This is a genomic window from Variovorax sucrosi, assembly GCF_051216635.1.
Lineage (GTDB): Bacteria > Pseudomonadota > Gammaproteobacteria > Burkholderiales > Burkholderiaceae_C > Variovorax.
In genome coordinates, this window is record NZ_JBPJZU010000010.1 from 112,050 (window position 1) to 124,672 (window position 12,623).

14 protein-coding genes are annotated in these 12,623 nt (G+C 68.4%); 11 read left to right on the forward strand and 3 right to left on the reverse strand.

The features are described 5' to 3' along the window. The first annotated feature begins 3 nt into the window (after positions 1 to 3). The 10 genes from ACSFBE_RS19710 to ACSFBE_RS19755 all read left to right on the forward strand — a co-directional run bounded on the left by ACSFBE_RS19710 (position 4) and on the right by ACSFBE_RS19755 (position 9,541). On the forward strand, positions 4 to 1,524 hold the full coding sequence (locus tag ACSFBE_RS19710; protein WP_435492114.1) for an ABC transporter ATP-binding protein: 1,521 nt from the start codon (positions 4 to 6) through the stop codon (positions 1,522 to 1,524). Beyond that, the gene (locus tag ACSFBE_RS19715) at positions 1,517 to 2,647 is read left to right on the forward strand and encodes an ABC transporter permease (RefSeq protein ID WP_435492115.1); all 1,131 of its coding nucleotides are present in this window, start codon (positions 1,517 to 1,519) and stop codon (positions 2,645 to 2,647) included. The genes ACSFBE_RS19710 and ACSFBE_RS19715 overlap by 8 nt, the downstream gene beginning before the upstream one ends. 2 nt (positions 2,648 to 2,649) lie before the next feature. Beyond that, entirely contained in the window at positions 2,650 to 3,585 is a 936-nt protein-coding gene (locus tag ACSFBE_RS19720) for an ABC transporter permease (RefSeq protein ID WP_435492116.1), read from the forward strand. Beyond that, a complete protein-coding gene (locus ACSFBE_RS19725) occupies positions 3,585 to 4,286 on the forward strand; it encodes a cysteine hydrolase family protein (RefSeq protein ID WP_435492117.1) in 702 nt (233 codons plus the stop codon). Before ACSFBE_RS19720 ends, ACSFBE_RS19725 begins: the two co-directional genes overlap by 1 nt. Before the next feature lie 8 nt (positions 4,287 to 4,294). Then, positions 4,295 to 5,278 (forward strand): isopenicillin N synthase family dioxygenase, encoded by a 984-nt coding sequence (locus tag ACSFBE_RS19730; protein ID WP_435492118.1) that lies wholly within the window; start codon positions 4,295 to 4,297, stop codon positions 5,276 to 5,278. A gap of 57 nt (positions 5,279 to 5,335) precedes the next feature. After that, a complete protein-coding gene (locus ACSFBE_RS19735; RefSeq protein WP_435492119.1) occupies positions 5,336 to 6,382 on the forward strand; it encodes an ABC transporter substrate-binding protein in 1,047 nt (348 codons plus the stop codon). 2 nt (positions 6,383 to 6,384) lie between these two features. Beyond that, a complete protein-coding gene (locus ACSFBE_RS19740) occupies positions 6,385 to 7,494 on the forward strand; it encodes an ABC transporter ATP-binding protein (RefSeq protein ID WP_435492120.1) in 1,110 nt (369 codons plus the stop codon). Then, a complete protein-coding gene (locus ACSFBE_RS19745) occupies positions 7,491 to 8,399 on the forward strand; it encodes an ABC transporter permease (RefSeq protein ID WP_435492121.1) in 909 nt (302 codons plus the stop codon). Before ACSFBE_RS19740 ends, ACSFBE_RS19745 begins: the two co-directional genes overlap by 4 nt. Then, positions 8,396 to 9,208, forward strand: a complete 813-nt coding sequence (locus ACSFBE_RS19750; RefSeq protein WP_435492122.1) for an ABC transporter permease — start codon at positions 8,396 to 8,398, stop codon at positions 9,206 to 9,208. The genes ACSFBE_RS19745 and ACSFBE_RS19750 overlap by 4 nt, the downstream gene beginning before the upstream one ends. A gap of 81 nt (positions 9,209 to 9,289) precedes the next feature. Beyond that, complete coding sequence (locus tag ACSFBE_RS19755) at positions 9,290 to 9,541, forward strand: hypothetical protein (protein WP_435492123.1); 252 nt, start codon at positions 9,290 to 9,292, stop codon at positions 9,539 to 9,541. Between the two features lie 49 nt (positions 9,542 to 9,590). Here the strand turns inward: ACSFBE_RS19755 and ACSFBE_RS19760 are convergent, their stop codons facing one another. The 3 genes from ACSFBE_RS19760 to ACSFBE_RS19770 all read right to left on the reverse strand — a co-directional run bounded on the left by ACSFBE_RS19760 (position 9,591) and on the right by ACSFBE_RS19770 (position 11,136). Beyond that, positions 9,591 to 10,037: an RcnB family protein gene (locus ACSFBE_RS19760; RefSeq protein ID WP_435492124.1), complete on the reverse strand. Its 447-nt coding sequence runs from the start codon at positions 10,035 to 10,037 to the stop codon at positions 9,591 to 9,593. 129 nt (positions 10,038 to 10,166) lie between these two features. Then, positions 10,167 to 10,499, reverse strand: a complete 333-nt coding sequence (locus tag ACSFBE_RS19765; RefSeq protein WP_435492125.1) for a hypothetical protein — start codon at positions 10,497 to 10,499, stop codon at positions 10,167 to 10,169. Between the two features lie 16 nt (positions 10,500 to 10,515). Then, positions 10,516 to 11,136 carry a cob(I)yrinic acid a,c-diamide adenosyltransferase gene (locus ACSFBE_RS19770; RefSeq protein ID WP_435492126.1) on the reverse strand — a complete coding sequence of 207 codons (621 nt, stop codon included), beginning with the start codon at positions 11,134 to 11,136 and terminating at the stop codon, positions 10,516 to 10,518. Between the two features lie 58 nt (positions 11,137 to 11,194). Between ACSFBE_RS19770 and ACSFBE_RS19775 the strand changes: the two genes are divergently transcribed. Beyond that, a complete protein-coding gene (locus ACSFBE_RS19775; protein ID WP_435492127.1) occupies positions 11,195 to 12,619 on the forward strand; it encodes an FAD-binding oxidoreductase in 1,425 nt (474 codons plus the stop codon). Positions 12,620 to 12,623: the final 4 nt, after the last annotated feature.

The following is a 12,623-nucleotide window of genomic DNA, read 5'->3' on the forward strand; positions in this document are numbered from 1 at the left end:
CGCATGACGACCGCCCTTCAACTCACCGGCATCGGCAAGTCCTTCGACGGCTTCCAGGCGCTGATCGATGCGGACTTCGACGTGCGCTGGGGCGAGGTGCATGCGCTGCTGGGCGAGAACGGCGCAGGCAAGTCGTCGTTGATGAACATCGCGGCCGGGCTCTACGCGCCCGAAGCCGGGCAGATGTGGGTCGACGACAACCCGGTGCAATTGGGCGGCCCGCGCGACGCGGCGCGCCATCGCATCGGCATGGTGCACCAGCACTTCAAGCTGGTGAAGCCCTTCACCGTGGCCGAGAACATCCTGCTGGGCCACCCCTTGGCCGCGGGCGAGGGCAGCCATCGAAAAAGGCTCGGAGCGCTGGAGGCGCAGATCCGCGCCAAGGCCGGCGAGCTGGGCTTCGACATCGACCCGACACAGCGCGTCGCGCGCCTGTCGATCGCCGAGCAGCAGCGCGTCGAGATCCTCAAGGTGCTGCTGGCCGGTGCGCGCATCCTGATCCTCGACGAACCGACCGCCGTGCTGACCGACGTGGAGGCCGAGCGCCTGCTGTCGACCGTGCAGGCGCTCGCGCGCAGCGGCGCTGCCGTCGTGCTGGTCACGCACAAGATGGCCGACGTGAAGACCTATGCCGATCGGGTGACCGTGATGCGCGGCGGCCGCACGGTGAAGACGGTCGACCCGAAGCAGGTGGCCGTGGCCGAGCTGGTGCAGCTCACCGTCGGCGGCTCGGTCCCGGTGCCGCAGCGGCAGCGCGTGGGCGCAACGCACGGTGCGCCGCGGCTCACCGTGCGCGGTCTGCGCAGCGCAGCGTCCAGCGGTCGGCCGGCGCTCGACGGCGTCGACCTGCTGTTGAAGGCTGGCGAGATCTACGGGCTGGCCGGCGTCGGCGGCAACGGCCAGGGCGAGCTGGCGGCGGCGCTGATGGGCCTGGACGACACGGTCGAGGGCGACATCACGCTGCAGGATGTCGGCGACCTGAAGCGCCTGTCGAACGCACAGCGGCGCAGCCTGCAGTTCGCCGCCATCCCGGCCGACCGCTACGGCCTCGCGCTCGCGGGTGCGCTGACCGTGGCCGAGAACTTCGGCATCGGCCAGGTGCATGCGGGGCGCTACGGGTCGCCGTGGCGGCTCGACACGCGCACGCTCGAAGCCGATGCGCAGGCGGCAGTCGAACAGTTCGACGTGCAGGGCGTGCGCAGCCTCGGCCAGAAGGCCGCGCTGCTGTCGGGCGGCAATGCGCAGAAGCTGGTGCTGGCGCGCGAGTTCGGCCGTGCGCCGCGCATCGTGCTGGCGCACAGCCCGAGCCGCGGGCTCGACGTGCGCGCGGGTGCCGAGGTGCATGCGCGCCTGCTGGCCGCACGCGACGCCGGCGCGGCAGTGCTGCTGATCAGCGAAGACCTCGACGAGGTGCTGGCGCTGGCCGACCGCGTCGGCGTGATGACGCGCGGCCGCATCGTGGCCGAGTTCGAACAACCGGCGGATCGGCAAGCGGTCGGCCAGGCGATGACGGACCATGGCTGACGCTGCGGTGACCGTGCCCGCCGCCACCGCCGCGCCCACGACGGCGAAGCGCCCGCTCGCCAGCCGGCGCTTCGCGCTCGAGCTGCGCCAGCAGATGGCATGGCACACCCAGGCGCTGATCCTCGCCGTGTCGCTCGGCATTGGCATGGGGGTCTCCGCCGCGATCCTCGTGGCAGCCGGTGTGCCGGCCAACGAGCTGCTCAACGAGTTCGTGCTGCAGACGCTGTTCGACACACAGAGCCTGCAGGCCGTGCTGTTCCAGGCGGCACCGATGATCCTCGTCGGCATCGCGGCGTCGATGGCCTTCCGCGCGCGCTTCTGGAACCTCGGGCTCGAAGGCCAGATGATCTGGGGCGCCATCGGTGCGACGGCCATCTCCTTCTTCGATGTCGGCCCCGCCGCGCTGCGGCTGCCGCTGATGCTCGTCATGGCGATGGCGCTCGGCCTGTTGTGGGCCCTGGCACCCGCGTTGCTCAAGCTGAAGCTCGGCGTGAACGAAATCATCTCGTCGCTGATGCTCAACTACATCGCGAGCAACTTCCTGCTGCACCTGGTCTACGGCGCGTGGAAGGACCCGAAGGATGCCTTCCCCTATTCGCCGCAGTTCCGCGCCTTCGAGCGGCTGCCCGAGTGGTTCGGCAACGTGAGCACCGCGGCCATCGGCCTGGCGCTCGTCGTCGCCGGGCTCGCATGGTGGTTCGTCGGCATCAGCCGCGCCGGCCTGTACCTGCGCTTCGTCGATGCGAACCCGCGCATGGCCGATGCCGTGGGCGTGCCGGTGCGCCGCATGATCCTGGCGGCCGTGCTGCTGTCGGGCGCGCTGTCGGGCATCGCGGGCTTCGTGGTCGTCGCGGGGCAGGAGGGCCGGCTCACGCAGGGCTTCTTCGCGGGCTACGGCTTCTCGGGCATCCTGATCGCCTTCCTGGCGCGCAACAACCCGCTGGCCGCCACGGTGGTCGCGGTGCTGGTGGCAGCGCTGTTCGTGGCGGGGCGCAACCTGCAAGTGTTCTACCAAATCCCGTTCTCGATGGTGCAACTGATCCAGGCCATCGTCGTGATCTGCGTGGCCTCGTCGGACTTCTTCATCCGCCACCGCATCCGCGCGGTCGCCAGCAAAGTCTGACCATGGACGTCTTCGCCATCGCCACCAACTGGCTGGGCAACGCGCCCGACTTCGCCGTGCCCTACGCGCTCGCCGCGCTGGGGCTGATCGTCTGCGAACGCGCGGGCGTGCTGTCGCTCGGCGCCGAAGGGCTGATGCTGGTCGGCGCGCTGGCCGGCATCGGCGCGCAGATCGCCTTCGGGCAGCCTGGCCTGTCGCTGGTCCTCGCGATGTTCGCGGCCAGCGCGGTGTCGGTGCTGTTCGCGGTGATGACGATCCTGCTGCGCGTGAACCAGGTCATCGCAGGCCTCGCGCTGGTCTTCTTCTGCCAGGGGTTGACCAGCCTCGCCGGCACGCTGTTCGGCTGGACCAACGTGGCGGTCAGCAGCTTCGGCGCCATCGCGCTGTGGCCGCTGTCGGAACTGCCGCTGGTCGGCCGTCTGTTCAACCAGAACATCGTCGTGTACCTCACGCTGCCGATCTTCGTCGCGGTGGTGTGGGCCTTCACGCGCACCACCGCGGGCCTGCGTCTGCGCGCGGTCGGCGAGAACCCGCAGGCCGCCGATGCGGCGGGCATCAGCGTGACGGCGTGGCGCTTCGCGGCGGTGCTGGCGGGCTCGGCGCTGGTCGGCCTGGCGGGTGCGTACATCTCGGTCGTGAGTACCAAGCTGTGGATCGCGGGCATGACGGGCGGGCGTGGCTGGATCGCGGTGGGGCTGGTGATCTTCGCGCGCTGGTCGCCCTGGAAGGCGCTGGCCGGCGCGGTGCTGTTCGGCTGCGTCGAGGCCTTGATCCCGCAGCTCGCCGCAGCGGGCGTGCAGCTGCCGCAGTACTTCGTGCTGATGACGCCCTACGCGATCACGCTGGCCGTGATGGTCTGGGTCGCGGTCGCACGCCGTGGCGGCGATGGCGAACCCGGCGCGCTGGGCCAACCCTATGTGCGAGAGGAGAGAAGATAGTGCGCGCCTTCGTCTACGAAAAAGAACGCGAGCTGGACCCGCAGCAGTTCGCCGACTACCTCGACCCGACCACCACGGCGGTGATCTCCATCGACATGCACCGCGGCCACCTGGACGACTCGCCCGACTGCCCTTGCCCAGCCCCGCGTGCGCGCGACATCGTGGCGCCCATCGACGCGCTCCACGATGAAGTGCGCGCGCTCGGCGGGCGCATCGTGCACGTGAAGTCGACGCTGCGGCCCGATGGCGTGGACGACATCCGCGGCATTCCGTCGGCGTGGCGCCGCACCTTCCCGCTGCATGTCGGCGCCATCCCGAACGCCGATGCGCATGCCATCGAAGGCTCGCCGTGGACCGAGTGGGTCACGCGTGTGGAGCCGGGCGACATGCGCGTGGAGAACAAGCGGCGGCTGTCGGCCTTCTACCCGACCGACCTCGACTTCCTGCTGCGCAACCAGCGCATCACGACCGTGGTGCTCGACGGCGGCTTCACCGACTGCTGCGTGCTCAACACCGCCTTCGACGCCAACAACCACAACTACCGCGTGATCGTGCTGCGCGACCTGGTGCGCGGCACCGACCCGCAGCTCGAAGCCGCGGCGCTCACCATGGTGTCGCTGCACCTGGGCCTGGTCATGGAATCGCAGGACCTGCTGGCGCAGTGGCGCGGCGCCTCGCGGCACCTCCCTTCTTCCACCTGAACGATCCCATGCTGAAGTCCATTCCCCTGATCGATCTCGGCGGCAACCTCGACCCGCAGAGCCCTGCAGCGCAGGCCAGTGCCACCGAACTGCACGACGCGCTGAGCACCCTCGGCTTCGCCTACATCGGCGGCCACACCGTGTCGTCCGCCACGCGCGCCGCGGCCTTCGCGGCGTCGAAGACCTTCCATGAATCGCCGCTCGAACTGAAGCAGTCGCTCGCCATCAACGCGGCGCACCGCGGCTACATGGGCATGGCCACGTCGACCATCGTCACCTCGTCCGTGGCCAAGGTGACCAAGCCCAACATGAGCGAGTCGTTGATGCTGATGCACGAGCTGCCGCCGGACGACCCGGGCCTGCTTGCCGGCCTGCCGATGCAGGGCCCGAACCAGTGGCCGGCCTGGCTGCCCGACTTCAAGCCGGCGATGGAACAGTACGTGCGCGAGGTCGACGTGCTGGGCCGCTACATCGTGCGCCTGATCGCCATCAGCCTGGGGCTGCCGGCCACGTCGCTCGACCATCACTTCGACCATCCGACCACCTTCCTGCGGGCGCTGCACTACCCGCCGCAGCCGCCGCTCGATGACGACCAGATGGGTTCGGCGCCGCACACCGACTACGGGATCATCACGCTGCTCGCGCAGGACGACTCGGGCGGCCTGCAGGTGCGCCCGCGCGGTGGCGACTGGATCGAAGCGCCGCCCATCGCCAACACCTACGTGCTCAACGTCGGCGACATGCTGGCGCGCTGGACCAACGGCCGCTTCGTGTCGACGCCGCACCGGGTGATAAACCGCTCGGGCAGCGACCGCTATTCGCTGCCCTACTTCCTCGATCCGTCGATGGATGCGCTGATCGAATGCCTGCCGACCTGCACCGACGCCGAACACCCGCCCCTTTATCCACCAGTGCCCTACGGCGAGTACCTGATGGAGCGGCTCAACAAGAACTACGACTACCGGCGAGACACGTCGAAGGCCTCGGCCTGACGCCCTTCCTCACGCCCGCTCTCTTCCTCTTTTCCTTTTTCTTCTTCAAGGACACCCATGAAAAACTTTTCCCGCCGCGACTACCTCCAGGCCATGGCCGCAGCCGCGGGCATGTCGGCGCTGGCCATCCCCGGCATCTCGGCCGCCGCGCAGAACCTGGTCGTCAACACCTACGGCGGCCGTTGGGAAAAGTTCTGGCGCTCCGACCTGATGCCGATGTTCCAGAAGTCCGCCGGCGTCGAGACCACGCTCGACGTGGGGCTGGGCAAGAACTTCGTCGCCAACCTGCGCGCGGCCGGCGTCGAGAAGCCGCCCTACAGCATCCTCATGCTCAACGAGAACATCGCAAGCATGGTGCGCGCCGAAGGCTACTTCGAAGCCATTCCCGCGGCCAAGGTGCCGAACCTCGCCAATGCCTATCCGTTCCTGCGCAACCCCGGCGACAACGGCGTGCGCGGCATCGTGTCGACCATCGGCATCGGCTACCGCAAGGACCTGGTGAAGACGCCGCCCAAGTCGTGGACCGACCTGTGGAGCAACCCGGAGTTCAAGGGCAAGATCGGCCTCTACCAGATCGGCAACACGGCCGCGATGCTGTTCCTCCTGATGACGGCCAAGCTCTACGGCGGCTCGCAGGACGCCATCGACCGCGCCTTCGCCGAGATCAAGAAGCTGCTGCCTTTCACACAGGCCGACTGGAGCGGCACGCTGTCGACCATGCTCACGCGCGGCGACGTGACGGTGGCGGTCATCGACTTCCCCGAGATCGTGGCGCTGCAGAAGAAGGGCGTGCCGGTCGAGATGGTGGTGCCCACCGAAGGCGTGCTGGCTTTCGAGCAGTCCTTCAACGTGCTGAAGAACGCACCCGCCAAGGAAGAGGCTTACAAGTACCTCGACTTCATCCTGCGCCCCGACGTGCAGGAGATGATGGCCAAGGAGTTCTTCACCTCGCCGACCAACACCCAATCGAAGCTCGACGCGGCGCTCGCCAAGGACGTGCCGGTGGCCGGCGAGAGCATGAAGAAGATCTTCCAGTTCGACTGGAGCAAGGTCAATCCACAGGTCGCGGCCATCACCGACCGCTGGAACCGGGAGATGAAGTGAGCGTGGCGACCGACGCATCGCCCGCCCTCGGGCGACGCACCACGCGCGTGTCGCTCGACGGCCTGCGCAAGACCTTCGCCGGCAGCGCCACGCCGGCCATCCAGCATCTCGACCTGAACACGGTCGAGGGTGAGTTCATCTCGCTGCTGGGGCCCAGCGGCTGCGGCAAGACCACCACGCTGCGCTGCGTGGCGGGCTTCGAGTTTCCCGATGCGGGCCGCGTGCGGCTGGACGACGAAGACATCACCGACCTGCCGCCCGAGAAGCGCGACATCGGCATGGTGTTCCAGAACTACGCGCTGTTCCCGCACCTCACCGTCTACCGCAACCTGGCCTTCGGGCTGGAGATGCGCGGCGTCGGCAAAGCCGAGTGCAAGCGCCGCATCGACGCGGTGCTGGCGATGGTGCAGCTCACGCCGATGGCCGAGCGCTACCCGCGCCAGCTCTCCGGCGGCCAGCAGCAGCGCGTGGCGCTGGCGCGTGCGCTGGTGATCGAGCCACGCCTGCTGCTGCTCGACGAGCCGCTGGCCAACCTCGACGCGGTGCTGCGCGAAGACATGCGGGTCTTCATCCGCGAGCTTCAGAAGCGCGTGGGCATCACCACGCTCTACGTCACGCACGACCAGGCCGAGGCGATGGTGATGTCCGACCGCGTGGCCGTGATGCTCGGCGGCCGGTTGCTGCAGTTCGACGTGCCCGAGGCGATCTACCTGCGCCCGCGCAGCATTGAGGTCGCGCGCTTCATCGGCCGCTCGAACCTGATCGAGGGGCGCGTGGAGGGCCTGACCGATGCGGCGGGGCCCTACCCCACCTACCGCATCAGGACGCCGCTCGGCGACGTGCCGGCCTGCTACGACCAGCCGCTCGCGAGCGGGCAGGCGGTGCACGTGACGATTCGCCCCGAAGCGATCCGCTTCCGCAACGACGGGCCCTACACCGGCAACGTGCAGGCCACGTACTTCCTCGGCAGCACGGTCGAGCACACGGTCCAATGCGTCGATGGCCAAAGCCTGCTGGTGCAGACCGCGCCGAGCCAGCGCATGGACGCCGGCGTGAACGCCGCCTTCGTTTTCGATCCGGGTCACGCCTGGATCATCGCGGGCGACGCATGAGCGCCGCTGTGATTCCCATGGCGGGCGCGGTCGTCGTCCCGCAGCGCCGCCCCCAACCGCTGTCGCGCCGTGCCTTCTGGCTCATCGTGCCGGCGCTGCTGCTGATCGGCGTGTTTCTGGTGCTGCCCTACCTGAACATCGTGAGCATGAGCCTGCGCCCGCCGGCCGTCGGCGCGCCGTACGGCAAGGGCTTCACGCTGGGCAACTACGCGACGCAGCTCACGGACAGCTACCTGCTCGGCGTGCTGGGCGACACGCTCCTGCTGGGCCTCACGACGGTGCCGATCTGCCTGCTGCTGGGCTACCCGGTGGCGTTCCACCTGGCGCGCACCCCATCGCGCTGGGGCAGCCTGCTCTATGTGCTGGTGCTGTCGCCGCTGCTCGTCGGCGTGGTGGTGCGCAGCTTCGGCTGGCTGATCCTGCTGTCGGGCAACGGCGTGATCAACCGCGCGCTGGTCGACATGGGCCTGATCGAGACCGGCCTGCAGCTGATGAACAACCGCCTGGGCGTGACCATCGCCCTGGTGCACGTGTTCCTGCCCTTCATGATCCTGCCGCTGGTCGGCGTGATCCAGGCCATCGACCCGACGCTGGAGCAGGCCGCGCGCTCGCTCGGCGCGTCGCGGCTCAAGGTGTTCTGGCGGGTCATCCTGCCGCTGTCGTGGCCGGGCATCCAGGCCGGCACCATCCTGGTCTTCGTGCTCACGCTGAGCGCCTACGTCACGCCGGTGATGCTGGGCGGCGCGCAGGTCAAGACGATGTCGGTGCTGGTGGTACAGAACCTGATCGACAACTTCCAGTGGCCGGTCGGCGCCGCGCAGGCGCTGGTGCTGGCCTTCTGCGGCATGGCGGCGGTCTTCGTCTACGCCCGCATCAGCGGCCTCTTCACGAAGGGCATCCAGTGAAGCGCAACCCCATGGGCAGCCGCGTGGCCGACGGCCTGGGCCTGGCCTACGTCGGCGCGGTGTACGTGTTCCTGCTGCTGCCGATCGTGATCATCGTGCTGATGTCGCTCAACGCGGGCGAGTTCCTGACCTTCCCACCGCAGGGCATCTCGCTGCGTTGGTTCGGCACGCTGTTCGCCAACGAGGCCTTCATGCGCGCCATCGGCACCTCGCTGAAGATCGCGGCCATCGCCACCGTGTGTTCCACGCTGATCGGCGTGACCGGCGCGCTGTACGTGGTGCGCTATTCGACGCGCTTTCGCGAGGGCCTGCGCATGCTGTTGATGCTGCCGCTCATGCTGCCGGAGATTCTCACGGCCATCGCGCTGCTGTTCTTCCTGTATGCGAGCGGCATCGGCACCAAGACCATGTTCGGCCTCGTCGTCGGCCATGTGCTGGTGACGCTGCCCTACGTGTTCACCAACGTGGCGTCGACGCTCTACAACCAGGACGCTTCGCTCGAGCAGGCGGCGCGCAGCCTCGGGGCTTCGCCAGTGCGCGCGTTCCTGCGCGTGACGCTGCCGCTGATCAAGTCGGGGATCATCACCGGAGCACTGTTCGCCTTCGTGATCTCCTTCGACCTGTTCAACATGTCGCTGCTGCTCAAGGGCATCGGAATGACGACGCTGCCGCTGCAGCTGTTCGACTACCTGCGTTGGGATTTCGACCCGACGGCGGCGGCGGTGTCGACGGTGAGCATCCTGCTCACGCTGGCGGTCGTGATCGTGATCGATCGCACGGTCGGCCTGCGCTCCTTGCGCTTCGGCTGAGCGCGGGGTAAATAGTCCAATCCACTGTAGCTATCAAAGGTTACAGTGGAAGACATCCTCAGCTTGCGAAACGGATCCGCCATGGCATCGACCCAGCAGACGCGCATCGAAGTGAAGGCAGCCGCTGCGGCTGCATTGCGCGAGCGATTGCGGCAGGCGTTGCCGCTCACGGTCGAGCGGCTCAACCATCGCCAGGCGGATCTGATCGACGATCAGGACATCGAGGGCTTTGTCGCCCTCAACTGGCTGGAGTGGCATGGGGGCGGCTTGCGCCTCACGATCACCGGGCGCAACGTGTGCGCCCAGTTGACCACGGCCCCGGCCTCGGTCTGAGAAGAATGCTCGCTGCACCGCCATCGGGCGGCCCAGCGAGTTCTCGCGCTTACTGCGATGCGATGATCTGCACGATCACGCCGGTCGCAATGGCAGCGAGGACGAAGTCCCCACCGACGCCGACCCACTGGTAACCGCGCGGCGGCTGTTGCAGCCGATAGCCGCGCCAGTCCTCGACCACGTAGTTGCGACCGCGGTATTCGGGCGGAACGCGCCCACCGCGGCGCCATTCGACGTGCGGCTGCGGGTAGCCGCGACGATCGGCCTGGCGGCCTTCGCGGTAGTCCTGGCGGTCGTAGCGGTCGTGGCGCCAATCGTTGCGGGCATCGCGGCGATCGTCACGCCGATCACGCTGTTCATGGCGCTGGTCATGGCGCTGGTCATGGTCGTTGCCGCGGCCCCGGTCGTCACCCCGGCGATCCTGCGCGAAGGCGCTGCCAGCCATGCTGAGGGCCATGGCGGCGGCGATGAGGGTCATGCCCCTGGATTTGTTCATCTGAAACTCCTTCTGCGTGGATGAGGGTTCCAGTGTGGGCCGGACTTGTGTCGCCCGGGCACGGCGCGCATGCGCTTCGCGTGAAGGCGGTAAGCGCAGGTATCCGTGGGCCACTCGCCTTCCGCCGGCTCAACCCGGCGACGGCGTGGTGCTTTGCGGGCCGATCGGCGGCGGTGCCGGGTGACGCGTGCCGCCCGGCAGCTTGCGGCCGATCGACTCGCCGACCTTGCGGACCGGGCGGCTCGCGCGTTCGGACACGTTCGCCACGCCGCGGCGCGTGGCGTGGTCGGCGCGGTTGACACCCCGGGCCGCGGCGTTGCTGCCACGTTCGACGCCGCTCATCACGGTGCCTTTGCGTGGCTGCGGCGGGTCGGTGCGCTGCGCCATGGCGCTGAAGGGCACGGCCAGCGCCATGCAAAGGGCGGCTGCCGCCCAGTCTTTGGAAGAGAACGTTCGGGTCATGCGATGGCTCCTTGCTTCAGACATCGGTACCGGTATCGGTATTCGTCGATGCGGTGTCTGGATGCTGCGCCGCCTCTGCGGCGGCGCGCGTCAGACGCTCGCTTTTCCAGTAGACATCATCGCCCCCGTCCACGCGGTTGAGAACCCGGGCCAGCACGAAGAGCAAGTCGCTGAGTCGGTTGAGGTAGTGCCGCGGTGCATCGTTGAGGGCCTCGGCAGCGCCCAGCGCGACCACCGCGCGCTCGGCCCGGCGCGCCACGGTGCGGCAGACATGCGCCTGCGAAGCGGCGCGCGTGCCGGCCGGGAGGATGAACTCGGCCAGGCGCGGCAGCGCCGCGTTGTGCGTGGCCAGGGCCTGGTCGAGCTGCAGCAGCGCTTCGGCCTTCAGCAGCGTGTAGCCCGGCATCGACAGTTCGCCGCCGAGGTTGAAGAGCTGGTGCTGCACGTCGACCAGCAGCTCGCGCACCGGCACGGGCATCGGCTCGCACAGCAGCAGGCCGATGTGCGAGTTCAGCTCGTCGACGTCGCCCATGGCCTGGACCCGCCGATGGTCCTTGGGCACGCGGCTGTTGTCACCGAGGCCGGTGGTGCCGTCGTCGCCGGTGCGGGTGGCGATCTGGGTGAGGCGATTGCCCATGGCGGAGACTTTCGTGGAGGCGGTTCTTAGAATGGTAGACCGCCTCAGGAGACAAACGATGAATGCCCCGACTGCCGCCGACCATCTGCTGCCCGAATTCCATCTGCGCGAGGTGCCGCCCGCTTTCATCGACGCGCTCAAGGCGCGCTTCGCCGAGCGCTGCTCGACGGCGCTGGCGGTCCGCACGCAGCATGGCCGCGACGAGTCGTCCTTCGAGGCGCCGCCGCCCGCCGCGGTGGTCTTCGCCGAGACCACGCAAGACGTCGCCGATGCCGTGAAGCTGGCCAGCGCGCACGAAGTGCCGGTCATCCCCTTCGGCGTCGGCTCCTCGCTCGAAGGCCATCTGCTGGCCGTGCAGGGCGGCATCAGCGTCGACCTGTCGCGCATGAACCGCGTGCTGTCGATCAACGCCGACGACCTCACCGTCACCGTGCAGCCGGGCGTGACGCGCAAGCAGCTCAACGACGAGATCAAGAGCACCGGCCTGTTCTTCCCGATCGACCCGGGCGCTGATGCGTCGCTCGGCGGCATGACCGCCACGCGCGCCAGCGGCACGAACGCGGTGCGCTACGGCACCATGCGCGAGAACGTGCTGGGGCTCGAGGTGGTGACGGCCAGTGGCGAAGTCATCCGCACCGGCACGCGCGCGCGCAAGTCGTCGGCCGGCTACGACCTGACGCGGCTGATGGTGGGCAGCGAAGGCACGCTGGGCGTCGTCACCGAGATCACGCTGCGTATCTACCCGCTGCCGGAAGCGGTGTCGGCCGCGATCTGCTCCTTCCCGAGCATCGAGGCGGCCGTGCGCACCACCATCGAGACCATCCAGCTCGGCGTGCCGATCGCACGTGTGGAGCTGATCGACATGAACACGGTGCGCATGGTGAACGCCTACGCCAAGCTCGGGCTGCGCGAAGAGCCGATGCTTCTGATGGAATTCCACGGCTCGCCGGCGGGCGTGAAGGAACAGGCCGAGACGGTGCAGGAACTGGCCAGCGGCCACGGCGGCAACGCCTTCGAATGGGCCACCACGCCCGAGGAGCGCACCCGCCTCTGGACGGCGCGCCACAACGCCTACTTCGCCGCAATCCAGTCGCGTCCGGGCTGCCGCGCCATCTCGACCGACACCTGCGTGCCGATCTCGCGGCTGGCCGACTGTCTGCTCGAATCGGTGGCCGAGGCCGATGCCAGCGGCATCCCCTACTTCCTTGTCGGCCATGTGGGTGACGGCAACTTCCACTTCGGCTACCTGATCGACCCCAACGACGCCGAGGAGCGCGCCAAGGCCGAGGTGCTCAACCATGCGCTGGTGTCGCGCGCCATCGCGCTGGAAGGCACCTGCAGCGGTGAGCACGGCATCGGGCTGCACAAGATGGGCTTCCTGATCGACGAGGCCGGCGCCGGGGCTGTCGACATGATGCGCACCATCAAGCGCGCGCTCGACCCGAAGAACATCATGAACCCCGGGAAGATCTTTTCCCTCTGACTGG

Excerpts from the sequence above, each read along its gene's own strand:
- ACSFBE_RS19710 (WP_435492114.1), top strand. The coding sequence starts at position 4 with ATGACGACCGCCCTTCAACTCACCGGCATCGGCAAGTCCTTCGACGGC.
- ACSFBE_RS19715 (WP_435492115.1), top strand. The coding sequence starts at position 1,517 with ATGGCTGACGCTGCGGTGACCGTGCCCGCCGCCACCGCCGCGCCCACG.
- ACSFBE_RS19720 (WP_435492116.1), top strand. The coding sequence starts at position 2,650 with ATGGACGTCTTCGCCATCGCCACCAACTGGCTGGGCAACGCGCCCGAC.
- ACSFBE_RS19730 (WP_435492118.1), top strand. The coding sequence starts at position 4,295 with ATGCTGAAGTCCATTCCCCTGATCGATCTCGGCGGCAACCTCGACCCG.
- ACSFBE_RS19735 (WP_435492119.1), top strand. The coding sequence starts at position 5,336 with ATGAAAAACTTTTCCCGCCGCGACTACCTCCAGGCCATGGCCGCAGCC.
- ACSFBE_RS19745 (WP_435492121.1), top strand. The coding sequence starts at position 7,491 with ATGAGCGCCGCTGTGATTCCCATGGCGGGCGCGGTCGTCGTCCCGCAG.
- ACSFBE_RS19755 (WP_435492123.1), top strand. The coding sequence starts at position 9,290 with ATGGCATCGACCCAGCAGACGCGCATCGAAGTGAAGGCAGCCGCTGCG.
- ACSFBE_RS19760 (WP_435492124.1), bottom strand. The coding sequence starts at position 10,037 with ATGAACAAATCCAGGGGCATGACCCTCATCGCCGCCGCCATGGCCCTC.
- ACSFBE_RS19765 (WP_435492125.1), bottom strand. The coding sequence starts at position 10,499 with ATGACCCGAACGTTCTCTTCCAAAGACTGGGCGGCAGCCGCCCTTTGC.
- ACSFBE_RS19770 (WP_435492126.1), bottom strand. The coding sequence starts at position 11,136 with ATGGGCAATCGCCTCACCCAGATCGCCACCCGCACCGGCGACGACGGC.
- ACSFBE_RS19775 (WP_435492127.1), top strand. The coding sequence starts at position 11,195 with ATGAATGCCCCGACTGCCGCCGACCATCTGCTGCCCGAATTCCATCTG.